We start from the raw sequence: 22,612 nt of genomic DNA on the forward strand, positions 1-22,612 counted from the left end.
GACCAGGCGTCGGGCTGACCGAACATCCGTCGGGCTGACCGACCGGCCACAACCGGCCACGACCGGCAGCGAACGGCCGGGGGCGGTATCTCGACGCTGCGGGATGCGGCGTCGCGCCCGCTCAGCTGGCGGCTCGTCCCCCGTTGCCGAAGAGGTCGAGAAGCCCGCCCAGCATCGAGTCGTCGTCCTCGCTCGGCGACGGCTTGGGCGAGCTCGACGGGGTGGGCCGCGGGGAGCGCGGTCCACGGGTGGGGGTCGCGGTCTCGGTGTCGCTGGGCTCCGGCGACGTCGTCGGCGGAGCCGTGCGGGTGGCGGACCGGGAGGCGGGCGTCGAGCGGCTGACGTCAGGCGCGACGGTGGTGGTGCTCGGAGAGGCGGTCGGCGCGACGTCCGGCCTCTCGGGCCCCGACGGAGAGGACGCCTCAGTCGGCACCGATACCGCGGCGGACGTCGCCGACCCGGTCGGCGTCGCCGTGGAGGGCGAGACGGCAGACGGCGACGCCTCGGCGGCGTCCTGGGCCGCGGGCATCCGGTCGGCCTCGAGCGTCTGACGGACCTCGGCGGCCGCCCCGACGAGGACCAGCGCGGACCCCAGAACCAGGATCCGTCGGGTCGCCCTGAGGGCACGGGTGCGGTCCCGTCGGCTCGTCGATCGCATGCGCACTTCCTGTTCGTCGTTCGGTCGTCCCCTGCGGGTCTTCTTCACACAAACGCCCAACACCATACGGTGTGGGACGTGTCAGCACACCCTCCGGTCGCCACCGCCCTCGTCCTCGCCTCCGCCTCGCCCGCCCGCCTCGCGACGCTCCGAGCCGCCGGCGTCGAGCCCCACGTGCACGTGAGCGACGTCGACGAGGACGCCGCGGTCGCGTCCGCCGAGAAGGTCCACGGCCGGCTCGAACCAGCCGATGTCGCGCTGCTCCTCGCGCGGGCCAAGGCCGAGGCGGTGGCCGGCGTCCGCCGCGGCGCCGAGGAGGCAGAGTCGCTCGTGCTCGGCTGCGACTCGGTGCTGGAGCTCGCCGGCGAGGTCCACGGCAAGCCCGCCGACGCGACCGAGGCGACGGAGCGCTGGCGCCGGATGCGTGGCCGGTCCGGTGTGCTCCACACGGGGCACTGGGTCATCGACGACCGCAGCCCCGACGACGGCGGCACGCGTGGAAGCCTCGGCGCGACCGCGTCGACGACCGTGCACTTCGCCGACCTCGACGACGAGGAGATCGCCGCCTACGTCGCGACCGGCGAGCCGCTGCGCGTGGCCGGCGCCTTCACCCTCGACGGGCTGGGCGCGCCCTACGTCACCGCGATCGAGGGAGACCCCTCGAACGTCGTCGGCGTCTCACTCCCGCTGCTGCGCGAGCTCCTCGCGGACCTCGGTGTCGCGTGGCGGGACCTTCGCACCGGCTGAGCCGGACCGAGCCACGACGCAGGTATGCCGTGACGCACGACGTGCGCCACGGCATACCTGCGCTTGCGTCAGCGGGCGGACGCGACGGCCGCCTGGGCGTCGACGACGCCGTAGCCGTAGAGCGGGCTGAACTGGCCACGCACCCCGAGCACGGGCGTGCGCGCGGTGGTGAGGATGGCCTTCTCGGTCTGGTCGACGGTGCGACCCTGCGCGAGCAGGAGCGCGGCGACGCCGGCGACGTGCGGGGTCGCCATCGAGGTGCCGGCGAACGCGTCGTAGCCGGCGACACCACAGCTGCTCGTGGCGCCGGTGGGAACGGTCGACCACACGTCGTCGTCGCACGCGCCGAAGGCGAAGCCGCCGGGAGCCGAGACGACCTTGAGGTCGGGCTTGACGGGGAGCTCGGAGAAGGCCGAGTGGAGCTCGTTCTTGTCGGTCGAGCCGACGCAGATGCCGGTGCTCGAGAAGCCCGGGCTCGTGCACGCGACCGTCGAGGTGTTGCCCGCGGCGATGACCGAGACGGCACCCTTGGTGCGGGCGTAGTCGATGGCGTCCTCGACGTCGGTGTCGAGACCGGTGATCGAGAGCACCTGCGTACCCGGGAGGGAGCCGAGCGAGAGGTTGATGACGTCGGCGCCGTGGTCGGCCGCCCAACGGATGCCGTTGGCGATGTCGACGGTCGTGCCCGAACCGTCCTCGAGGACCTTGATCGGCATGATCTTCGCGTCGGGCGCGACACCGGCGACGCCCGTGCCGTTGCCCGTGATCGCAGCCGCGATGCCAGAGACGTGGGTGCCGTGCGAGTCGACGTCCTGACCGACACCGTCGGTGCCCTTCCAGTTGCCGTCGCTGCAGACGGTGGTCCTGACGCCACAGCCGACGAAGGTCGCGCCGGGCACGAGCTTGGCGGCGAGGTCCGGGTGGGCGAGGTCGACACCGGTGTCGACGACGGCGATCGTCGCGCCGGCGCCGCGGGAGGTCGGCCACGCCTGCTCGGCGCGGACCTGCGTGAGGCCCCACTGCTTCGAGCGCAGTGGGTCGTTCGTCGCCGCGCTCGCTGGCGTGGCGGTGGCGGCGAGTGCGGTGAGCCCGAGGACTCCGGCAAGGGCGGTGGTGCGGCGGAGGGCGCGCATCAGGGGAACCTTTCGCTGGCTTCAGCCTCGACGTTGAGGCCTGACCTGTCGAGGTTACCCAGAGAAACCATTGTCGCGCGACCGACGTGGCAGGCGCAACGACCGTCAGACGGGCGGTATGCCGCGTCGCTTGGTCGCGAACGCACGGTCCCGCCCCGCGGCGTAGCGCAGCCGGTGGACGAGCTCCTGACGCAGGTCCTCCGGCTCGACGACGTGGTCGATGACGAGGTCGGCGGCGAGGCGCTCGAGGTCGACGTCCTGCTCGTACTCCGCCCGGCGAGCCGCCACGAACGCGTCGCGCGCCTCGGGCCCCTCGGCGGCCTCGACCTCGGCGATCTTGTTGGCGTAGACGGCGTTGACGGCCGCCTCGGGACCCATGACGGCGATGCGGGCCGTCGGCAGGGCGAGCGTCGCATCGGGCCCGAAGCCCGGCCCGCCCATGGCATAGAGGCCGGCGCCGTAGGCCTTGCGGACGACGACGCAGAACTGCGGCACCGTCGCGGAGGACACGGCCGAGACCATCTTGGCCCCGTGCCGGATGATGCCGCCGCGCTCGACCTCGGAGCCGATCATGAAGCCGGGGACGTCGGCGAGGTAGACGAGCGGGATCGAGTAGGCGTCGCAGAGCCAGATGAAGCGGGCGGCCTTGTCGGCGCTGTCCGTGAAGAGGACCCCGCCCTTGACCATCGAGTTGTTGGCGACGATGCCGACGGTCTCGCCGTCGATGCGGCCGAGCCCGACGACGAGCTCGGCGGCGAAGAGGGCCTTGATCTCGAAGAAGCTGTCGTCGTCGACGAGCCCGTCGATGACCTCGTGGACGTCGAAGGGCTGGCTCTCGCGCTCCGGGACCGATGCGCGGGTGAGGGGCACGGAGGGCTGCTCCACGGCATACGAGGGCAGGGGCGAGCGCCAGTTCTGCGGCATGTAGGAGAAGTAGAGGCGGGCGAGCTCGATCGCCTCGGCGTCGTCCGACGCGAGGATGTCACCGACGCCCGAGACGGTGCAGTGCATCCGCGCGCCGCCCATCTCCTCGAGCGAGACCTTCTCCCCCACGACCATCTCGGCCATGCGCGGGCTGCCGAGGTACATCGAGGCGTTGCCCTCGACCATGATGAGCAGGTCGGTGAAGCTCGGGATGTAGGCGCCACCGGCCGCGGACGGGCCGAAGAGGCAGCAGATCTGCGGGACCTTGCCCGAGAGCGCGACCTGGTTGTGGAAGATCCTGCCGGCGCCACGGCGACCGGGGAACATCTCGACCTGGTCGGTGATGCGCGCCCCGGCGGAGTCGACGAACCAGAAGACCGGGAGCTCCTCGCGCAGCGCCATCTCGGTGGCCCGCACGATCTTCTCGACGGTGCGCGAGCCCCACGACCCCGCCTTGACCGTCGGGTCGTTGGCGATGACGACGACCGGCCTGCCGTCGACCGTGCCGCGGCCGGTGACGACGCCGTCGGCGGGCAGGCCCGTCGCGAGGGCGTTGGCGTAGCGGCCGTCCTCGACGAAGCTGCCCTCGTCGACGAGCAGCGCGATCCGGTCCCGGACATAGAGCTTGCCCTGCGCGGCCAGCTTGGCAGCGGCCTTCTCCGGCGCCGATGCCGACGCCGCGTGGGCCGCCTCGAGGCGGGCGCGGACGTCCGCGACGCGAGGGTCGCTGGACGAGGACTGCTGCGACGGGTCGCTCACCGGCATGGGCTCACTCTCTCAGTGCGGTGCAGGCTCAGGCGGTCGGGAGACCGAGGTGGCGCGCGATGACCATCCGCTGCACCTCGCTGGTGCCCTCGCCGATCTCGAGGATCTTGGCGTCGCGGTAGAAGCGGGCGACGGGGTACTCCTCCATGAAGCCGTTGCCGCCGAAGACCTGGGTGGCGATGCGGGTGGCACTCACGGCGGCCTCGCTCGTGTAGAGCTTGGCGATCGCTGCGGCCTTCTTGACCTCGGCGACCGAGCGGCGGCCGGCGTCGTGCTCGTCCTTGAGCCAGGCGGCCTTGTAGGTGAGCACGCGGCTCGTCTCGGCCATGACGGCGAGGTCCGCGAGCTGGAACGAGATGCCCTGGTTGACCGCGATCGGCTTGCCGAACGCCGTGCGCGACGAGGCGTATGCCGTGCTCTCGGCGAGCATGCGCTCGATCAGTCCCAGCGCGAGGGCGGAGATGGCGATACGTCCGTCGTCGAGGGTCTTGAGGAACTGCTTGAAGCCGCTGCCCTGCTCGCCGAGGAGGTTGGCGGCCGGGACGCGCGCCCCGGCGAAGCTGAGGCCGTGGGTGTCCGAGATGTGCCAGCCAAGCTTGTGGTAGGGCTCCTCGACGGTGAATCCCGGTGTGCCAGAAGGGATCATGATCGCGCTGATCTCGGGACGGCCCTTGTCGTCGGTGCCGGTGCGGGCGGTCACGGTGACGACCGAGGTGATGTCGGTGCCGGAGTTCGTGATGAACGCCTTGGCGCCGTCGACGACCCACTCGTCGCCGTCGCGGACGGCCTTGGTGCGCGTGGCACCGGCGTCCGAGCCGGCGTCGGGCTCGGTGAGGCCGAAACCGGCGAGCGCGCGGCCGGCCACGAGGTCGGGCAGCCACTGCTGCTTCTGCTCGTCGGTGCCGTAGCTGAGGATCGGGTTGATGCCAAGACCCACGCCGGCGCTGAGGGTGATGCCGATCGACTGGTCGACCCGGCCGAGCTCCTCGATGGCGACGCAGAGGCTCGTGAACGCCCCGCCCTCCTCGGGGTCGAGGCTGCCGCCGAGCTCCTCGGGGACGACGAGCCCGAAGAGACCGAGGTCACCCATCTTGGGCACGAGGTCGGTCGGGAAGTGCGCGTCGCGGTCCCACTGCGCGACGTGCGGCTCGACCTCACGCTCGGCGAAGTCGCGCACGACCTTGCGGAAGTCCTCATGGTCCTGGCTGAGCTCGAACATCGTCGTCCTCTCGTGGCGGTCAGGTCTTGACGTTGACGTCAACGTAAAGCAGCATGTGCTCCCATGGCAAGCCGCGCCGACGACGAGCAGACCTGGACGATCCGTGAGGTCGCCGAGGAGTTCGGCGTGACCCACCGGACCGTCCGGCACTACGAGGAGCTCGGGCTCATCACGCCCGAGCGGCGTGGGACGACTCGGGTCTACCGCCGGCGCGACCGCACCCGCCTCGGGCTCATCCTGCGCGGCAAGCGGCTCGGCTTCCCCCTCGACGAGATCCGCACGATCATCGACCTCTACGACGCGCCCCGGGGCCGGCGCAGCCAGCTCGAGTACGTCCTCGGCCAGATCGACGAGCGGCGCTCGGACCTCGAGCAGCGACGCCGCGACCTGGACGACGCCTTGACCGAGCTCGCCCGCTTCGAGGAGCGTTGTCGCGAGGACCTGTCGAGGATCCCGCGCTGAGGTCGCCCTGACCTTCGCCCGGTCCGTCGTTCCCGCCCCACCACCACGAGGAGAGCACCATGGACCGCTCGGACGAACCGTCCGCGTTCGCCTGGATCATGTCGGGGACGGTCGCCGTCGTCGTCGCCGGCGGACTGGGCAAGTTCCTGCTCGACCGCCGGCACGCGAGGGCCGCCCAGGAGGCGGAGGCCGCTGCGGCCACGGCAGCCGACGAGGCGGAGCAGGCGGAGTCAGAGGGCCACCCCAGCTGATCTTCCCTGAGGTCGGCGCGCTGACGAGGCCGGCGCCCTGAGGAGAAACGCCGGCCTCGCCGGTCCTGTGGACCTCGGTGGGACCGAGCCGGAGCCCCCAGAGGGGAGGGAGCCCCGACCCGGCCGTGGGTGGGACCGAGTCAGCCAACCTGCCGGGACTGGCTGCTGATGGTGCCGCCGTGGCTGATCGTCGCGACACGTGTCTTCTCGACGGCGCAGGGGCATGGTCATGAGATGAGGAGGTCGGGTGCCGGCTCAGGCGACCTCGGGGACGCGGAGGCGTCAGGCCCAGGTGCCGCCGGCTCGGCGCCGCAGGGGTGGCTCCGCCACGTTTCTCAGCATGCACCCTTCGAGGTCCCGGCGTCCACGGTTCCGGCCGATGGCGGCAACCTGCCACCGGGTGTCGCTGGGCGACACCGGCCACCTTGCGCGAGCTCGCCGACAGGTCCGCGCTTTCGTTGGTGTCGGGGCAGGCCGCACGACCCGAGACTGGCTCGGTGCACGTCCTGAACTCCTCCCTGCCCGGATCGCGTCGAGCGACCTCGACGCGCGTGCGGCAAGATTCCACCCGTGGTGACGACGAGAGGCTCCGGCGAGGGAACGCGGAGCCGCTGGACGGCATACGCCGGTCCGCTGCCGACCACGACGCGAGGCACGGAGTACGCCGTCGCGCTCCTCGTCCTCGGCGTGCGGCTCGGCACCCTCGTCCAGATGGTCCCCGGTCTGCTCCAGGGCATCTCGGTCTCGCCACGACCGACCCTGTATGCCGTGTGCTGGGCGGCCGCGGCGGCCAGCAGTCTCGTGGTGAGTGTCGTCGTGTTCCGTCGTGGCGGTCCGCTGACCCGGCGCGGCTTCGCGGTCGACCTGTCGGTCGCGATGGCGCTCATGCTGCTGGGCCCGCTCACCGTTCCGGACGCCTACCTCATCGGTTCGTGGGTGGCGCCGTTCCCTGCGCACCTGCTGGCGGTCGTCTGCTCGGGCGCGACGGTGCTCCTCCCGCGGTGGCAGTGGGTCGCCTGGGTGGCTGCGGCCATCGCGTCCAGTGCCGTCTTCACCTCACCGGCGTGGACCCGCGACACCGCGACGACGATCGTCGCCAACGTCCTCACGCTCGTCGTCCTCTCGAGCGTGGGCCGGCTCATCCTCGGCTACTTCCGACGGGTGGCCGAGGACGGGGACCGCGCCCGGGCCGAGGCGACCGAGCTCGGCCGGCGCGAGGAGGAGCGACGCGCCCAGCTCGCGATCCACAACGGGGCGGCGGTGATCCGGATGCTCAGTGACCCGACCATCGACGACGAGACCCGGGTCTTCCTGCAGAAGGAGGCGCAGCTCGAGTCCGCCCGCATGCGCTCCTACCTCCAGGGCCGTGGCACCAGCGACGACGCGTTCGCGGCCGGCGCCGACGGCGTCGAGCTGCGGGCCGTCGTGAGCGCCACGTGCGACCGCTTCCTCGACCTCCCGCTCCAGCTCAACGTCGACCTCGCCGAGGGTGCCCGTGTCGACGCAGCGCGTGCCGCGGCCCTCGACCAGGCGCTCGCCAGCCTCCTGCTCAACGTCCGCGACCACGCCGACGCGGAGTCGGTCGTCGTGCACGCCGACGCTCCCCCGGTCGGGCCCGGCGAGGACGAGACGTGGGTCGTCACGCTCCACGACGACGGCGTCGGGTTCGACGTGTCCCAGGCGACGATGGGCGTCGGGCTGCGTGAGGTCGTCATCGGCGAGATGCGCCGGCGCGACATCGACGTCTCCATCACCTCGACGCCCGGGGTCGGCACGACCGTGACCCTCACCGGACCGTGCCTGACCATGTCCGGAGAGGGGGCGCGGTGAGGACCGTCGCCGTCGTCGACGACGCCACCGTCATCCGCGAGTCGCTGCCCGCCCTCATGCCTCGGCTGCGGTTCGCCGGCGGGTGGTCGACCATCGAGGAGATGCTCGCGGCCCGACCCGTCGCCGACGCGCTCGTGCTCGACCTCCACCTCAGCAACGCGAGCCAGCCAGACGTCCGGCAGGGCGTCGCGGCCATCCGGGCCGCGGTGTCGGCGGGCTACCGCGTCTGCGTCTTCAGCCAGGAGGAGCGCCGCTTCGTCCTCGCCGCCTGCCTCGCGGCGGGCGCGAGTGGCGTCGTCTCGAAGTCTGCGCCAACGGCCCGCGCCGAGGAGGTCATCACCGCGGTGGCCGAGGGCGAGGTCGTCGTGCCCCCGTCGGTCATCGGCCTCGTCGAGGTGCTCGTGCGCCGCAACAGCCTGACGATCCTCTCGGAGCGCCAGCGGCAGGTGCTCGCCGGCCGGGCGCGCGGGCTCACCTACGCCGAGATGAGCAGCCAGCTGCACCTGTCCGAGTCGACGCTGCGCGGCTACTGGGCCGAGGTGAGCCGCAACGTGTCCGAGCACTTCCAGCGCGTCGTTCCTGCCGAGCTCGAGCACGCCCTGGGCCTCGGTCCGGGCGACCTGCTCGAGTACTGGCCGGACCCGGTCGCGACCGTCGCCGCCCCGGCCGTCGCCGAGCGGCGCGCGGCACCGTGGTGGCGGCTGCGCCCCACGAGGTGAGCGGACGGCATACGGGCAGTGCCTCGTGTGGGGGTCAGTTGCGCGCGGCGAGGAACGCGTCGATCTCCGCGGCCGTGGGGGCCGTCGCGGGACCGCGCCGGGTCACCTTGACCGCTCCCCCGGCGTTGGCCCGGCGCGCGGCCTCGACCCAGTCCAAGCCGGCGGCGCGGCAGGCGACGAGGACGCCGGTGTGGGTGTCGCCGGCTCCGTTGGTGTCGACCGGCTTCTGGGGATAGCCGTCGAGGTCGGTCGTCGTCCCGTCGGCGTGGACGGCGCAGCCCTCGGGGCCGTCGCGGACGATGGCGACGGCGTCAGTCGGCAGGTGCGCGATGCAGGCGGCGGCCGCCCGGACGATGTCGGACTCGCCGGTGAGGGCCTCGCTCTCCTCGGCGTTGCCGGTCCAGACCGTCGTGAGGTCGAGCATCGCGCGGCGGGTCCCGTCGTCGAGCTCGGCGAAGATCGCGCCGGGGTCGAGGACGACCTCGACGCCGTCGGGCAGCCCGGTGAGCCACTGCAGCAACGGGTCCCGCGTCGTGCCGGTGAGGCTGTAGCCGCTCACGCAGACGAGGTCACCGGCCTCCGGACGTGAGGTCTGGAGCGACGCGACGCTGATGTGGCGCTCGGCCGCCTGGGTCGTGACGAAGGTCCGCTCGGCGGTGGGCTCGAGCATGACGACGCAGATGCCGGTGTCGAGGTCGGGGACGACGGGGCTCGACACGGTGACGCCCTCGGCCGCGAGCGCCGACCGGACGAGGTCGCCGTGCGGACCGGTGCCGGTCGCGCCGGCGTGGACGCACTCGGCGCCCTGCCGCGCGGCGGCGAGGAGGATGTTGACCGCTCCCCCGGCATACTCCTTCGGCGGCGGCGCCATGACGTTGCCGCCCCGGCGCGGGATCGACGGGACCTCGACGACGACGTCGACGAGGGCCTGCGCGGTGTGGATCACCCGAGGAGACATGGACCGCAGCGTATGCCGGATGCTCCCGGCTGCGAGGATGTCGCGGTGAGCACTTCGGCCCCTGAGGTTCCTGAGGTCCCCGAGGCCCCCGGCGCACGTCGCTTCTCGTCGATCGACGAGGTGCGCGACCGGCTGGGCGACACCGGCTACCTCGCGTCCGACGCCATCGCGACGACGACCTTCCTCGCCGACGCACTGGGGAAGCCGCTGCTCGTCGAGGGGCCGGCCGGCGTCGGCAAGACGGAGCTCGCCAAGGCGGTCGCGGCTGCGACGGATGCCCGGCTCATCCGGCTCCAGTGCTACGAGGGCGTCGACGAGTCGCGGGCGCTCTACGAGTGGAACCACGCCAAGCAGCTGCTCCGCATCACCGCCGAACGCGACGCCTCCGATGGCTGGGATGCGTTGCGGGACAACATCTTCAGCGACGAGTTCCTCCTGCCGAGGCCGCTGCTGGCCGCGATCCGCAGCGACGAGCCGGTCGTCCTGCTCGTCGACGAGCTCGACAAGGCCGACGTCGAGATCGAGGGACTGCTGCTCGAGATCCTCGGCGACTTCCAGGTGACGGTGCCCGAGCTCGGGACGATCACCGCGACGCACCGGCCGTTCGTCGTCCTCACCTCCAACGCGACGCGCGAGCTGTCGGAGGCGCTCCGGCGACGCTGCCTCTTCCTCCACATCGACTACCCCAGCGCCGAGCTCGAGCAGCGCATCGTCACCCTGCGGGCTCCGGGTCTCGACGACGCGTTGGTCGCCTCGGTGGTGCGGCTCGTCCAGCGGCTGCGCGAGCTGCGGCTGCGCAAGGCGCCGTCGGTCGCCGAGACCGTCGACTGGGCCCGCACGCTGCTGGCCCTCGGAGCCACGGCCGACGGCGACCTCAGCGCTGGGCTCGTGCGCGACAACCTCGGCGTCCTGCTCAAGCACCGGGACGACATCGAGCGCGCCGCCGTCGCGCTCGACCTGCCGGCGAGCTGACCCGCGCGGCCGCCGAGTCCACCGTGTCCACCGTGTCCACCGTGTCCACCGCCCTCGACTCCCGGCTCGTGGGGTTCGCGCGTGCCCTGCGCGGGCACGGCGTCGTCGTGGGCACGAGCGAGGTCGTCGACGCAGGGGCCGCGGCGCTCGTGCTCGGCCTGGAGGACCGGGCCCGGTTGCGCGAGGGCCTGGCCTCCGCGTTGCTGCGCCGCGCCGGTCAGCGACAGGTCTTCGACGACCTCTTCGACGTGTGGTTCCCCGCTGCCGTCGGTGGGCGTGCCGGGGTCTCGACCGAGGCGCCGCCGACGACGTTGCCGGACAGGCGTGCTCGCGCGGCGGAGCTGCGTGACGAGCTGTCCCGCGCCCTCGCCGCGGGGGACGCGCGCGCCCTCGAGGAGCTCGCGGCCCGTGTCGTCGCCGAGCTCGGCGCTCTGGCCAACGCCGCCGGCACGGGGTCGTTCTCGGCGCAGCAGGCCCTCGACACCCTCGCGCCGCAGACCGCCATCGCCGGGGCGCTGACCCGGCTCCAGGACGCGGGGTTCGACGCACCAGGAGGGTCGGGCGACGGCAGCGGGGGTGCGGGTGGTGCGGGCGCCGGCGTGTCGGGTCCCGCGTCAGGCCAGGGCTTCGCGTCGCGCTTCACCCGCGACAAGCTGCGGACCGAGGTCGCGGCCTTCCGCCGCCGCGTCGAAGCCGAGACCCGCCGCCGCAACGCCGAGGTCCGCGGGGCCGACCGGATCAGCCGGTATGCCGTCCGCGCACCTGCCGAGCAGACGCCCTTCCTCCTCGCCGGGCCGGCCGAGCTGGAGGAGCTGCGCGGCGCGATCCAGCCGCTGTCCCGCAAGCTCGCCACCCGGCTCGCTGCTCGCCGTCGCCGGGCGTCCCGCGGCTCGATCGACATCCGACGGACCCTGCGCCGCTCGCTGTCGACGGGTGGGGTCCCCATCCGGCCGGCGATGCAGCACGCGAGCCCGCACCGGCCCGACCTCGTCATCCTCTGCGACCTCTCGTCGTCCGTCGCCGGGTTCTCGCGGTTCACGATCCTTCTCGTCCAGGCGCTGGCGGCCCAGTTCCGGCGCGTGCGCATCCTCGGGTTCGTCAACCGCGTCGACGACCTCACCGACCGCGTCATCGGCGCCCCACCCGGCAGCGACCTCGGTGACGCCTTCGACGACCTGTCGCGGATGACCCGCTGGCACCGCAACAGCGACTACGGCGCGGTCTTCGCGGACGTCGTCGAGCACCACCTCGACGCCATCGGCCACCGCACCGCGGTGCTCGTCCTGGGCGACGCCCGCTCCAACCACACCGACCCTCAGTTCGACATGCTCCGTGAGATCGCCTCGCGCGCGCGGCACGTCTCGTGGCTCAACCCCGAGCCGGCGCGCATGTGGGGCAGCGGCGACTCCGTCGCGCTCGGCTACAGCGAGATCGTGGACATGCACGAGTGCCGCAACGTCGCCCAGCTCCGCGAGTTCGTCTCCCGCCTCCTCCCCGTTTAGGCTCGCGGCGGCCCACCGACTCGGTGGACGCACCCAGTGTCGGAGAACTGGGTCATCGCACACGACGGAGACCCCCGGGATCCGACTCTCGTCACCATCCACAGCGCGACGCTCCAGTGGCAACCGTCCACAGGTGCCCGACCACAGGATGCCCCACCGCCTCGCCGAGGCGAGCCTGTCCGGCATGGCCCGCCGACCCGCACCTCTGCCCGACGCACTGCGACCCACCTTCACGACGGCGCAGGCCCACCGCGCCGGGGTCCGACCCGACCGACTCCGAGCGAAGGACCTGCGAACGCCCACGGCGGGAGTCCGTTCCCCAGCAGCAGCCGAGGTGGACGTGCACAACACGGCGCGGGCCTACGCCCTGGTGCTGCCGCCACCCTTCGCTTTCTCCCATCTCACGGCGGCTCGCCTGCTCGGCCTGCCGACACCTCGACCCTGGACGCCGGACGAGCGCCTTCACGTCATGCGCCCCAAGGGCACCTCATTGCTGACGCGCGCAGGAGTTCACGGCCACCGGGGGCTGGAGCGGCGGCTCACCGACTTCGTCGACGGTCTCGCCGTCACCGACCCGCTCGAGACCTGGGCCGACCTCGCCCACGAACTGGCCGAAGACGACCTGCTGGCGATCGCGGACGACCTGCTCGCCCGCGACCGGACCCGGCCGAAGGACCTCGAACGCATCGCGGCGGACCGGAGCACGCGCGGCTCCGTGGCCCTGAGACGGTGCGCATCCCTGGCCCGCGCTGGTTCGGCGTCGCCGTGGGAGAGCAAGGCCCGCCATGCCTTCCTGACATGGCGACTCCCCGAGCCCGAGCTCAACGCGGACGTCCACACGTCCGACGGACGATGGCTCGCGCGACCGGACTTCCTGTGGCGGGCTCGTCGGGTCGTCGGTGAGTACGACGGCGACCAGCACCGGACGGATCGCGCTCAGTGGCAGTACGAGCGTGAGCGCCGGGCGCGCCTCGAGGACGCCGGATTCACCTACGTCGAGATGACATCCCTGAGCCTCACCTCGCCGCGGCACCGCGACGCGCTGCGCGAGCGGCTCACCCGCCTGTTGCTGGGCTGACCCGTCGAGCCCGGCCGAGTGTCGGGGATCCGGGCCTTCGTATGGCACAGAAGCCCCGAATCCCCGACACTCGTGAGCCTCGCCAGGCGCCGTGCAGGAGCCGGGCGAGGCTGGAGCCAGTGGTCAGCCGTTGAACTCGTCGGGGTTGGGGCCGGTGCGGAAACCTCGGTCGAGCGCGGCGATCTCGGCCATGTCTGCCTCCGACAGCGACAGCTCGGCCGCCTCGAAGTTCTCGGTGATGCGCGACGGCGTGACGGACTTGGGCAGGACGACGAACCCGCGGGCGATGTGCCACGCGATGACGACCTGGGCCGGGGTGGCGCCGAGCCGCTCGGCGATGCCGCCGATGACCGGGTCGTCCAGGACCTGCTTGCCCGAGGCGAGCGGGCTCCACGACTCGGTGACGATGCCGTGCTCGGCGTTGAACTCGACGACCTCGCGCTGCTGCAGGTAGGGGTGCAGCTCGACCTGGTTGATGGCGGGCCACTCCCCGGTCTCGTCGAACAGCCGCTGCAGGTGGTCGACGTGGAAGTTGCACACGCCGACGGCACGCACCCGTCCGGCGTCGCGCAGTGCCTGGAGCGCCTTCCACGCCTCGACATAGCGGCCCTGCTCGGGGAACGGCCAGTGCAGGAGGAACAGGTCGAGCGTCTCGAGCCCGAGCCGGTCCATCGAGGCGTTGAACGAGTCGGTCGTCTCCTGCGCGCCGTACTCGCTCGGCCACACCTTGGTCGTCACGAAGATCTCGTCGCGCGACACGTCGGTCGCCGCGAGCGCCCGGCCGACACCGGACTCGTTGTTGTAGAGCTTGGCCGTGTCGATGTGCCGGTAGCCGGTCTCGAGGGCCGCGAGCACCGCCGCGTCGACCTCGTCGTCGGGGACCTGCCACACTCCGAACCCGACCTGCGGGATCGTGACCTGCTGCGTGCCGGACGTCAGGGTGATGTCGTTGATGGGCATGCCTCCACCGTATGCCGGGTGCCCACCTCACGCGTCACCCCACCTCCCCCAGCGTCTGCGGATCGGGCCGCTGGAACCGCCGAGGACGCGGACGCAAGGAGGTGGCGGGTCTGGGGTTGCGCGAGGACGACGCTCCCGAGGACGAGCAGCATGCCCAGGAGGTGGACCGGTCCGAACGGCTCACCCAGGAGCACGACGCCGAGGAGGGTGCCCGCGACGGGGTTGAGCAGCCCGATGACGGCGACGGCGCCCGCGCTCATCGAGGCGAGCCCCTTGAACCACGCGACGTAGGCCACGCCGGAGCCGATGAGCCCGAGGTAGGCGAGCGCGAGCCAGCCCGACAGCGGGAGCGACGGCGGCGCGCCCTCGACGAGGAGGGCGACCGGAGCGAGCACCAACCCGCCGGCGACGAGCTGCCACGACGTGGTGACGAGGACACCCTCGCTCGAGGTCCACCTCTTGGTGAGGACGAAGCCGGCACTCGCCGACGTCACCGCCCCGAGCGAGGCGAGGACCCCGAGGAGGTCGACGTGCCCCGCCCCGTCGCCCTGGACGACGAGAAGGACGACACCGAGCGCTCCGACGACGGACGCGACCAGCGTCGCCCTCGTGGCCCGCTCGCGCAGGATGCCCCAGGCCAGCGCGATCGTCACGAGCGGCGCGACGGCGGTCATCGTCGCGCCCAGGCCGCTCGGCAGCCGGGTCGCAGCCACGAAGAGCAGGGCGACGAAGAGCCCCATTGTCAGCGTGCCGAGAACGACCGAGCGCCACCACCACGACCCCCGCGGCAGGCGCCGGTGCCACGCGAGCATGAGCAGCCCGATCGGCAGGATCCGCATGACGCCCGTGAAGAGCGGGCGGTCCGGCGGGAGCCAGAGGTGCGTCACGGCATACGTCGACCCCCAGACGACCGGGGCGACCGCGGTGAGGGCGACGAGCCCCAGCCCACCGAGCGGTCTGCGCGAGATAATTTCCACGGAAGACACAATACCTTCCAAGGAAGGTATATTCCAGCCATGCCCACCGACCTCGCCCCGGACCGCGCCGCCCAGATCGTCGAGCAGTGGCGCGCCGAGCGACCCGACCTCGACCCGACGCCGTTCCTCGTCATCGGCCGCCTGCACCGGGTGGCCGCGGCGCTGACGACCGAGCTCGTGCGGGTCTACAACGAGCACGGTCTCGGCGAAGGCGAGTTCGACGTGCTCGCGACGCTGCGCCGGCAGGGCGGTGACTGCGCGCTCACCCCCTCCGACCTCTCCGAGCAGACGGTCGTCACGAGCGGTGCGGTGACCAAGAGGGTCGACCGGCTCGTCACCCTCGGCCTCGTCGAGCGGCGTCCGAGCGGCACCGACGGCCGCTCGCGGCTCGTCGCCCTGACACCGAAGGGACGCGACCTCATCGACCGCGCGTTCACCGCGCACATGACCAACGAGGCGCGCCTGCTCGAGGTCCTCTCCCCCACGGAGCGGGCCGGGCTGGAGCGTGGGCTGCTCGCCCTCGCGCGCTCGTTCGGGGTGTGACGGACCCCGCGAGACCTTCGACGGCGGCTCCTCAGCCGACCCACTACGCTCCGGGGCATGGCCATCAGCAAAGTCCTCATCGCCAACCGCGGCGAGATCGCCGTCCGTATCGCCCGCGCCTGCAAGGACTCCGGGATCGGCTCCGTCGCCGTCTACGCCGAGCCCGACCGTGACGCCCTCCACGTCAAGGTCGCCGACGAGGCCTACGCGCTGGGCGGCTCGACCCCCGGCGACTCCTACCTCCTCCAGGACAAGCTGATCGAGGTCGCCAAGGAGGCCGGGGCCGACGCCGTGCACCCCGGCTACGGCTTCCTCGCTGAGAACGCCGAGTTCGCCCAGGCCGTCATCGACGCCGGGCTCACGTGGATCGGGCCATCGCCCGAGGCGATCGACGCCCTCGGCGACAAGGCCAAGGCCAAGCACATCGCCGTCAAGGCCGACGCCCCGCTCGCGCCCGGCACCAAGGACCCGGTCAAGGACGCCGACGAGGTCGTCGCGCTCGCCAAGGAGTTCGGCCTCCCCATCGCCATCAAGGCGGTCTACGGCGGTGGCGGACGCGGGCTCAAGGTCGCCCACACCCTCGAGGAGATCCCCGAGCTCTACGACTCCGCCGTCCGTGAGGCCGTCACCGCCTTCGGTCGCGGCGAGTGCCTCGTCGAGAAGTTCCTCGACAAGCCGCGCCACGTCGAGACCCAGTGCCTCGCCGACCAGCACGGCAACGTCGTCGTCGTCTCGACCCGCGACTGCTCCCTCCAGCGACGCAACCAGAAGCTCGTCGAGGAGGCGCCCGCGCCGTTCCTCACCGACGAGCAGAACGCCGAGCTCGTCCGCGCCTCCAAGGCGATCCTCAAGGAGGCGGGCTACGTCGGCGCCGGCACCTGCGAGTACCTCGTCGCCAAGGACGGCACCATCAGCTTCCTCGAGGTCAACACCCGCCTCCAGGTCGAGCACCCGGTCACCGAGGAGGTCACCGGCATCGACCTCGTGCGCGAGCAGTTCCGCATCGCGAACGGCGAGGAGCTCGGCTTCGACGACCCGGCCCCGCGCGCCCACTCCTTCGAGTTCCGCATCAACGGCGAGGACGCCGGCCGCAACTTCATGCCCGCGCCGGGCACCGTCTCGCGCATGGTCGTGCCCCACGGCCCGGGTGTCCGCTGGGACGCCGGCATCGTCGAGGGTGACACGGTCGCGGGCGCGTTCGACTCGATGATCGCCAAGCTCATCGTCACCGGCCGCACCCGCCACCAGGCGCTGGAGCGCTCGCGCCGCGCGCTCGCCGAGCTCGAGGTCGACGGCATGCCGACGGTCCTGCCCTTCCACCAGGCCGTCGTCAGCGACCCCGCGTTCGCGCCTGAGGGTGACGAGCCGTTCACCGTCCACACCCGCTGGATCGAGACCGAGTTCGACAACCAGATCGCCCCCTTCGCCGGCGAGGCCGCGGCCGCCGACGGCGAGGAGGCCGGCGAGCGCCAGCGCGTCACCGTCGAGGTCGGCGGTCGCCGGCTCGAGGTCGTCCTCCCCGCTGGGCTCGCGCTCGGTGGCGGGGGTGGCGCCGCCGCGAAGAAGAAGGCGCCCAAGCGCTCGGGCGGCGGCAAGTCCGGCGCCGCGGCCTCCGGCGACTCGCTCACCGCTCCCATGCAGGGCACGATCGTCAAGGTCGGTGTGGAGGACGGCGCGACGGTCGCCGCGGGCGACCTCGTCGTCGTGCTCGAGGCGATGAAGATGGAGCAGCCCATCACCGCGCACAAGGCCGGAGTCGTCAGCGGCCTCGCCGCCGAGGTCGGTGCGACGGTCACCAACGGCCAGGTGCTCTGCGAGATCAAGGACGCCTGACGGCATACCGGCTTCGGCTGGCAGTCCACACGCGCACACGGCGCCTCCCAACCGGGAGGCGCCGCGCTCTCGTCCCGGCTGAAGCCGGTCAGGCGAGAACACGAACGCCCCGTATGCCGGTCAGCCGGCACACGAGGCGTTCGCTCGTCGGGTCGTGGTCGCGTCAGCGACGGGGCGGCGCGCCCCCACCGCCGGAGACGTCGTCCTGGCCGAGGTCGATCCGGCCACCGCCGTCCTCGGGCTGGGTGCCACCCGGCGCCGTCGTGGACCCGGGGTCGCCCTGCTGCGTCGTCCCGCCCTCGGGCAGGCCGCCCTGCTCTCCGGGGCTCGGTGAGCCCTGCGGCGCGGGCCCGGCGTCGGCCGGCGGGAAGGAGGGGTCCGGGGCCTGGTCGAAGCCGTCGCCGGGGATCGTCGACGGCGGCGTCGTCGTGTCGGGACCGTCGACCGGCGCGGTCGGGTCACCCGGTGCCGTGGGGTCGCTCGGCGCGGTCGGGTCGCTCGGCGCGGCCGGGTCCTGCTGCGGCTGCGGGTCGTTCGTGCCGGGCGAGGGGTTCGGTGCCGGGACCTCTGACGGCTGCTCCGGTGTCGTCGGGGTGCCTCCGGGGTCGGCCGGCGGCGCGCTCGGGTTGGTGGGCAGGCCGGGGTCAGACGGCGTCGGTGTCGGTGACGGTGTCGGAGTGGGCTCCGGCGTGGGCGTCGGTGATGGCGCCGGTGTCGGAGTGGGCCCCGACGGGTCCGAGGGGGCTGTGCCGCCCTCGTTGCTCGGCAGGCCGAGCGACTTCTCGACGAAGTCACCGCCCTTGTCGATGGCCCCGGAGAACGTGCCCCCGGTCTTGGAGTCGAGGAAGTCCTCGACCTTGTCGATGGCGCTGCGGGGGCCCTCGGGGTTGTCCCTGGCGTACTCCTTGGCCTTGTCGAAGGCCTCGTCGCCGCTGATCGGACGCTTCGGGTCGCTCATCACTCTCACTCCCACTGGTTCGAGAAGCTTCGGATGCTCCCCAAACTAGCCACGAGCCGCTGCCCTGTGGGACTTGTGGCCCGCGCGGTCAGCTGCCGGTCGTGTGCAGGCGCCGAGCCGCCTCGGCGATCGAGCCCGAGAGGGAGGGATAGACGGTGAACGTGCTCGCCACCTGGTCGACGTTGAGCCGGTGGTGGACGGCGAGCGTCACCGGGAAGATCAGCTCGGAGGCTCGGGGGGCGACGACGACGCCACCGATGACCGCGCCGGACCCCTTCTGCGCGAAGAGCTTGACGAAGCCGTCGTTGATCCCGGCCATCTTGGCGCGCGGGTTGCGGGACAGTGGGAGCGTGACGACGTCACAGTCGACCGTCCCCTCGTCGACCGCCTTCTGCGAAATGCCGACGGTGGCGATCTCGGGGTCCGTGAAGATGTTGGCCGACACGACCCCGAGGTTGAGCGGCGCGACGGCGTCGCCGAGCGCGTGCGACATCGCGATGCGGCCCTGCATGGCGGCCACGGACGCGAGCGGCAGGACCCCGGTGCAGTCGCCCGCGGCATACACGCCTCTCACCGACGTGCGCGAGACACGGTCGACGGCGATGTGCCCCGACGGCGTGAGCTCGACACCGATCTCCTCGAGCCCCATGCCGGCGGTCTGCGGGACCGAACCGACGGCGAGCAGGGCGTGCGAGCCCTCGACCTCACGGCCGTCCTCGAGGCGGACGACGACCCCGTCGCCGCGACGCTCGACCCCGGCCATGCGCGAGCGCCCGAGGACCTCCATGCCGCGTCGCTTGAAGACGTCCTCGATGACGGTCGCGGCGTCGGGGTCCTCGCCGGGCAGGACCCGGTCGCGCGAGGAGACGAGGACGACGTCGGCGCCGAGGCCGAGGTAGGCCTGGGCGAGCTCGGCGCCGGTGACGCCCGAGCCGACGACGACGAGCCGCTCGGGCAGCGCGTCGAGCTCGTAGATCTGCTGCCACGTGAGGATGCGTTCGCCGTCGGGCCTGGCCGTGTCCATGACCCGGGGCGTCGCACCGGTCGAGACGAGGACGACGTCGGCCTCGATCGTCTCGGTGCCGCCACCGGCGAGCGTGGCCTCGACACGGGTCGGCGAGAGGAAGCGGCCGGTGCCGGAGACGATGCGGACCCCGACCTCCTCGACGCGCTCGGTGATGTCGCGGCTCTGGGCGGCGGCGAGGTCCTTGACGCGGCTGTTGACCTCGGCGAGCTCGGCCTTGGCGTCGCTCACCTCGTCGCCCTCGCCGTCCTCGAGGTGGACGCCGAGGTGGGCGGCGGTCTCGAACTCGGACATGTAGTCAGCCGTCGAGATGAGCGTCTTCGAGGGCACGCAGTCGGTGAGCACCGCCGCCCCGCCGAGCCCGTCACGGTCGACGATCGTCACCTCTCCACCGAGGTGGGCGGCGACGAGGGCCGCCTCGTAGCCGCCGGGACCGCCACCGAGGATGACCACTCGGGTCGTTCGCGCATTCACGCGGACCATCCAACCACGCTGCGGATACCCTGCTCGCGTGACCGACACCGACGCCGCCCCGGGCCCTCTCGACCTCGCCGACCCCGGCACCGACCCCTTCGCCGTCGCGGAGGCGGCTGCCGCCGTCATCCGCGAGCGCACCGGCGTCGAGAGCCACGACGTGGCCCTCGTCCTCGGCTCGGGCTGGGGCCAGACCGGCGACCTCATCGGCGAGACCCTCACCGAGATCGACAACACCGACGTGCCCGGGTTCGGCAAGGCCGCGGTCGCGGGCCACTCGGGGACGATGCGCTCGGTCGCCATCGGCGACACCGGCCGCCGCGCGCTCGTCTACGGCACCCGCACCCACTTCTACGAGGGCCGTGGCGTCCGCTCGGTCGTCCACGGCGTCCGCACCGCCGCCGCCCTCGGCTGCCGCACCGTCGTCCTCACCAACGGCTGCGGAGGCCTGCGCGAGGAGTGGCCTCCCGGGACCCCTGTCCTCATCCGCGACCACATCAACCTCACCGCGCACTCCCCCATCGAGGGCGCGAACTTCGTCGACCTCACCGACGTCTACACCCCGCGCCTGCGCGACCTGGCGCGCGAGGTCGACGCCGACCTCGACGAGGGCGTCTACGTCCAGTTCCGCGGCCCTCACTACGAGACCCCCGCGGAGGTGCAGATGGCCAAGGTTCTCGGCGGCGACCTCGTCGGCATGTCGACCTCGCTCGAGGCCATCGCGGCCCGCCAGAGCGGCATGGACGTCCTCGGCATCTCCCTCGTGACCAACCCCGCGGCCGGCATCTCCAAGACGCCGCTCAACCACGAAGAGGTCCTCGAGGCCGGCAAGGCGGCAGCCGAGCGCTGCGGCCGCCTTCTCGCCGCCGTCGTCGCCAAGATCTGAGAGGCAACCGCCATGTCGTATGCCGGCCGCCACGAGTCCGCGCCCACCTCACCTGCCGGCGGCGTCGCCGACTCCTCCGAGCTCCTCGCCGCCGCTCAGGCGTGGGTCGAGGACGACCCGGACGAGGCCACCCGCGCCGAGCTGCGTGACGTCGTCGACGCGGCGAGCGCGGGCGACGAGGCGGCACTGGCCGATCTGGGCGACCGGTTCGCGGGGATGCTCGAGTTCGGCACCGCCGGGCTCCGCGGCGCGCTCGGGGCCGGTCCCAACCGGATGAACCGCTCGGTGGTCATCCGAGCGGCAGCCGGCCTCACGGCATACCTCCAACACAGCGGAGCTCGCCGTGCTGAGCCTTTTGTGGTCGTCGGGTTCGACGCCCGCACCAACTCCGACGTCTTCGCACGAGACACCGCGGCGGTCGTCGTCGGTGCCGGTGGCCGCGCGGTCGTCCTGCCACGGCCGCTGCCGACGCCGGTGCTCGCCTACGCGATCCGGCACCTCGGCGCCGACGCCGGCGTCATGGTGACGGCGAGCCACAACCCGCCCCAGGACAACGGATACAAGGTCTACCTCGGCGACGGCTCGCAGATCGTCTCGCCGTCCGACGTCGGGATCGCCGCGGAGATCGCGCGCGTCGACCGCGTTGCCGACGTGCCGCTGCCCGACGACGGCTGGGACACGCTCGACGACGAGGTGCTCGAGAGCTACCTGCGCGAGGTGACCGGCGTCGTGTCGGCGGACTCGCCCCGCGACCTCGTCGTCGTCCACACGGCCCTGCACGGGGTGGGGTCGGAGACCGTGGCGCGGGCGTTCGAGGCGGCCGGCTACGCCGCCCCGCTGCCGGTCCCGAGCCAGGCGCAGCCGGACCCTGCGTTCCCGACCGTCTCCTTCCCCAACCCGGAGGAGCCGGGCGCGATGGACGCGGCGCTCGAGCTCGCCGAGCAGACCGGCCCCGACGTCGTCATCGCCAACGACCCCGACGCCGACCGTTGTGCCGTCGCGGTGCCCGGCCCCGGCGGCTGGCGGATGCTGCGCGGTGACGAGGTGGGCGTGCTGCTCGGCGCGCACCTGCTCGACCGTGGCGTCGGTGACGGCGACGTCTTCGCCAACTCGATCGTGTCGTCGCGGATGCTCGCCACCGTCTGCCGGGCGCGGGGAGTCGCGCACGAGGAGACCCTCACCGGCTTCAAGTGGATCTCGCGGGTGCCGGGGCTTCGCTACGGCTACGAGGAGGCTCTCGGCTACTGCGTCGACCCGGAGCGCGTGCGCGACAAGGACGGGGTGTCGGCGGCGCTCGTCGTCGCCGAGATCGCGGCGTCGCTCAAGGCCGAGGGCCGCTCCGTCACCGACCGCCTCGACGAGCTCGCCGTCGAGCACGGTGTGCACGCGACCGACGCCTTCTCGGTGCGCGTCCAGGACCTCTCGCTCATCGACACGATCATGGCGCAGCTGCGGGCCGAGCCGATGAGCAGCGTTGCGGGAGTGGAGGTCTCGCGCGTGGACGACCTCGCTGCTGGCGACGGCGGACTGCCGCCCACCGAGGGGCTGCGCTGGTTCCTCGCCGACGACTCGCGGGTCATCGTCCGGCCGTCCGGGACCGAGCCCAAGCTCAAGGTCTACCTCGAGGTCATCGAGCCGGTCGACGGCGACGACCTCGGCGGTGCCCGCTCGCGCGCCGCCGAGCGGCTGGCCGCGATCCGTGCCGACCTCGAGGCGCTGACCGTCCCCTGACGCGGCCC

21 protein-coding genes are annotated in these 22,612 nt (G+C 72.6%); 13 read left to right on the top strand and 8 right to left on the bottom strand.

Annotated features, from left to right (window positions below; genetic code table 11):
* Window positions 1–203: 203 nt before the first annotated feature.
* Window positions 204–551, top strand: a complete 348-nt coding sequence (locus ACOJV7_RS16995) for a hypothetical protein (RefSeq protein ID WP_420191415.1) — start codon at window positions 204–206, stop codon at window positions 549–551.
* A gap of 185 nt (window positions 552–736) precedes the next feature.
* A complete protein-coding gene (locus ACOJV7_RS17000; RefSeq protein ID WP_420191416.1) occupies window positions 737–1,405 on the top strand; it encodes a Maf family protein in 669 nt (222 codons plus the stop codon).
* Between the two features lie 68 nt (window positions 1,406–1,473).
* Here the strand turns inward: ACOJV7_RS17000 and ACOJV7_RS17005 are convergent, their stop codons facing one another.
* The 3 genes from ACOJV7_RS17005 to ACOJV7_RS17015 all read right to left on the bottom strand — a co-directional run bounded on the left by ACOJV7_RS17005 (window position 1,474) and on the right by ACOJV7_RS17015 (window position 5,446).
* A complete protein-coding gene (locus tag ACOJV7_RS17005; protein WP_420191417.1) occupies window positions 1,474–2,538 on the bottom strand; it encodes a S8 family serine peptidase in 1,065 nt (354 codons plus the stop codon).
* Window positions 2,539–2,643: 105 nt separating this feature from the next.
* Window positions 2,644–4,227 carry an acyl-CoA carboxylase subunit beta gene (locus ACOJV7_RS17010; RefSeq protein WP_420191418.1) on the bottom strand — a complete coding sequence of 528 codons (1,584 nt, stop codon included), beginning with the start codon at window positions 4,225–4,227 and terminating at the stop codon, window positions 2,644–2,646.
* A 28-nt stretch (window positions 4,228–4,255) separates the two neighbouring features.
* Window positions 4,256–5,446: an acyl-CoA dehydrogenase family protein gene (locus tag ACOJV7_RS17015; RefSeq protein ID WP_420191419.1), complete on the bottom strand. Its 1,191-nt coding sequence runs from the start codon at window positions 5,444–5,446 to the stop codon at window positions 4,256–4,258.
* A 63-nt stretch (window positions 5,447–5,509) separates the two neighbouring features.
* On the opposite strand from ACOJV7_RS17015, the gene ACOJV7_RS17020 reads away from it, so the two are divergent.
* From ACOJV7_RS17020 to ACOJV7_RS17035, 4 genes are all read left to right on the top strand, one after another.
* Window positions 5,510–5,908: a MerR family transcriptional regulator gene (locus ACOJV7_RS17020; protein ID WP_420191420.1), complete on the top strand. Its 399-nt coding sequence runs from the start codon at window positions 5,510–5,512 to the stop codon at window positions 5,906–5,908.
* Window positions 5,909–5,967: 59 nt separating this feature from the next.
* Window positions 5,968–6,159 carry a hypothetical protein gene (locus ACOJV7_RS17025; RefSeq protein ID WP_420191421.1) on the top strand — a complete coding sequence of 64 codons (192 nt, stop codon included), beginning with the start codon at window positions 5,968–5,970 and terminating at the stop codon, window positions 6,157–6,159.
* A gap of 570 nt (window positions 6,160–6,729) precedes the next feature.
* On the top strand, window positions 6,730–7,989 hold the full coding sequence (locus tag ACOJV7_RS17030; protein ID WP_420191422.1) for a sensor histidine kinase: 1,260 nt from the start codon (window positions 6,730–6,732) through the stop codon (window positions 7,987–7,989).
* Window positions 7,986–8,708, top strand: a complete 723-nt coding sequence (locus tag ACOJV7_RS17035; RefSeq protein ID WP_420191423.1) for a LuxR C-terminal-related transcriptional regulator — start codon at window positions 7,986–7,988, stop codon at window positions 8,706–8,708. The genes ACOJV7_RS17030 and ACOJV7_RS17035 overlap by 4 nt, the downstream gene beginning before the upstream one ends.
* A gap of 34 nt (window positions 8,709–8,742) precedes the next feature.
* Here the strand turns inward: ACOJV7_RS17035 and ACOJV7_RS17040 are convergent, their stop codons facing one another.
* Window positions 8,743–9,666: a PfkB family carbohydrate kinase gene (locus ACOJV7_RS17040; RefSeq protein ID WP_420191424.1), complete on the bottom strand. Its 924-nt coding sequence runs from the start codon at window positions 9,664–9,666 to the stop codon at window positions 8,743–8,745.
* 45 nt (window positions 9,667–9,711) lie between these two features.
* Between ACOJV7_RS17040 and ACOJV7_RS17045 the strand changes: the two genes are divergently transcribed.
* The 3 genes from ACOJV7_RS17045 (at window position 9,712) to ACOJV7_RS17055 (ending at window position 13,218) form a co-directional block, all read left to right on the top strand.
* On the top strand, window positions 9,712–10,638 hold the full coding sequence (locus ACOJV7_RS17045) for an AAA family ATPase (RefSeq protein ID WP_420191425.1): 927 nt from the start codon (window positions 9,712–9,714) through the stop codon (window positions 10,636–10,638).
* 32 nt (window positions 10,639–10,670) lie between these two features.
* Entirely contained in the window at window positions 10,671–12,140 is a 1,470-nt protein-coding gene (locus ACOJV7_RS17050) for a VWA domain-containing protein (RefSeq protein WP_420191426.1), read from the top strand.
* A gap of 133 nt (window positions 12,141–12,273) precedes the next feature.
* Window positions 12,274–13,218 (top strand): hypothetical protein, encoded by a 945-nt coding sequence (locus ACOJV7_RS17055; protein ID WP_420191427.1) that lies wholly within the window; start codon window positions 12,274–12,276, stop codon window positions 13,216–13,218.
* 123 nt (window positions 13,219–13,341) lie between these two features.
* Here ACOJV7_RS17055 and ACOJV7_RS17060 read toward each other — a convergent pair whose 3' ends face one another.
* Together ACOJV7_RS17060 and ACOJV7_RS17065 are read right to left on the bottom strand one after the other, a co-directional pair.
* On the bottom strand, window positions 13,342–14,178 hold the full coding sequence (locus tag ACOJV7_RS17060; protein WP_420191428.1) for an aldo/keto reductase: 837 nt from the start codon (window positions 14,176–14,178) through the stop codon (window positions 13,342–13,344).
* Complete coding sequence (locus tag ACOJV7_RS17065; protein ID WP_420191429.1) at window positions 14,154–15,155, bottom strand: EamA family transporter; 1,002 nt, start codon at window positions 15,153–15,155, stop codon at window positions 14,154–14,156. The genes ACOJV7_RS17060 and ACOJV7_RS17065 overlap by 25 nt, the downstream gene beginning before the upstream one ends.
* Window positions 15,156–15,194: 39 nt before the next feature.
* On the opposite strand from ACOJV7_RS17065, the gene ACOJV7_RS17070 reads away from it, so the two are divergent.
* Complete coding sequence (locus tag ACOJV7_RS17070; RefSeq protein WP_420191430.1) at window positions 15,195–15,698, top strand: MarR family winged helix-turn-helix transcriptional regulator; 504 nt, start codon at window positions 15,195–15,197, stop codon at window positions 15,696–15,698.
* Window positions 15,699–15,755: 57 nt separating this feature from the next.
* Window positions 15,756–17,531, top strand: coding sequence for an acetyl/propionyl/methylcrotonyl-CoA carboxylase subunit alpha (locus ACOJV7_RS17075; protein WP_420191431.1), 1,776 nt, complete (start codon window positions 15,756–15,758; stop codon window positions 17,529–17,531).
* Between the two features lie 163 nt (window positions 17,532–17,694).
* On the opposite strand, the gene ACOJV7_RS17080 is transcribed toward ACOJV7_RS17075, so the two are convergent.
* Together ACOJV7_RS17080 and ACOJV7_RS17085 are read right to left on the bottom strand one after the other, a co-directional pair.
* Entirely contained in the window at window positions 17,695–18,489 is a 795-nt protein-coding gene (locus tag ACOJV7_RS17080) for an antitoxin (protein ID WP_420191432.1), read from the bottom strand.
* A gap of 88 nt (window positions 18,490–18,577) precedes the next feature.
* Window positions 18,578–19,996 carry an NAD(P)H-quinone dehydrogenase gene (locus tag ACOJV7_RS17085; RefSeq protein WP_420191433.1) on the bottom strand — a complete coding sequence of 473 codons (1,419 nt, stop codon included), beginning with the start codon at window positions 19,994–19,996 and terminating at the stop codon, window positions 18,578–18,580.
* 28 nt (window positions 19,997–20,024) lie between these two features.
* On the opposite strand from ACOJV7_RS17085, the gene ACOJV7_RS17090 reads away from it, so the two are divergent.
* A complete protein-coding gene (locus tag ACOJV7_RS17090; RefSeq protein ID WP_420191434.1) occupies window positions 20,025–20,873 on the top strand; it encodes a purine-nucleoside phosphorylase in 849 nt (282 codons plus the stop codon).
* Window positions 20,874–20,885: 12 nt separating this feature from the next.
* Entirely contained in the window at window positions 20,886–22,604 is a 1,719-nt protein-coding gene (locus ACOJV7_RS17095) for a phospho-sugar mutase (protein WP_420191435.1), read from the top strand.
* Window positions 22,605–22,612 lie beyond the last annotated feature (8 nt).

It is taken from the genome of Knoellia tibetensis (assembly GCF_048606415.1).
In the GTDB taxonomy this organism is placed as follows: Bacteria; Actinomycetota; Actinomycetes; order Actinomycetales; family Dermatophilaceae; genus Knoellia; species Knoellia tibetensis.

Coding starts and splice junctions, on each gene's coding strand:
- ACOJV7_RS17005 (WP_420191417.1), bottom strand. CDS start 2,538: ATGCGCGCCCTCCGCCGCACCACCGCCCTTGCCGGAGTCCTCGGGCTC.
- ACOJV7_RS17010 (WP_420191418.1), bottom strand. CDS start 4,227: ATGCCGGTGAGCGACCCGTCGCAGCAGTCCTCGTCCAGCGACCCTCGC.
- ACOJV7_RS17015 (WP_420191419.1), bottom strand. CDS start 5,446: ATGTTCGAGCTCAGCCAGGACCATGAGGACTTCCGCAAGGTCGTGCGC.
- ACOJV7_RS17020 (WP_420191420.1), top strand. CDS start 5,510: ATGGCAAGCCGCGCCGACGACGAGCAGACCTGGACGATCCGTGAGGTC.
- ACOJV7_RS17025 (WP_420191421.1), top strand. CDS start 5,968: ATGGACCGCTCGGACGAACCGTCCGCGTTCGCCTGGATCATGTCGGGG.
- ACOJV7_RS17040 (WP_420191424.1), bottom strand. CDS start 9,666: ATGTCTCCTCGGGTGATCCACACCGCGCAGGCCCTCGTCGACGTCGTC.
- ACOJV7_RS17060 (WP_420191428.1), bottom strand. CDS start 14,178: ATGCCCATCAACGACATCACCCTGACGTCCGGCACGCAGCAGGTCACG.
- ACOJV7_RS17070 (WP_420191430.1), top strand. CDS start 15,195: ATGCCCACCGACCTCGCCCCGGACCGCGCCGCCCAGATCGTCGAGCAG.
- ACOJV7_RS17075 (WP_420191431.1), top strand. CDS start 15,756: ATGGCCATCAGCAAAGTCCTCATCGCCAACCGCGGCGAGATCGCCGTC.
- ACOJV7_RS17080 (WP_420191432.1), bottom strand. CDS start 18,489: ATGAGCGACCCGAAGCGTCCGATCAGCGGCGACGAGGCCTTCGACAAG.
- ACOJV7_RS17085 (WP_420191433.1), bottom strand. CDS start 19,996: ATGGTCCGCGTGAATGCGCGAACGACCCGAGTGGTCATCCTCGGTGGC.
- ACOJV7_RS17095 (WP_420191435.1), top strand. CDS start 20,886: ATGTCGTATGCCGGCCGCCACGAGTCCGCGCCCACCTCACCTGCCGGC.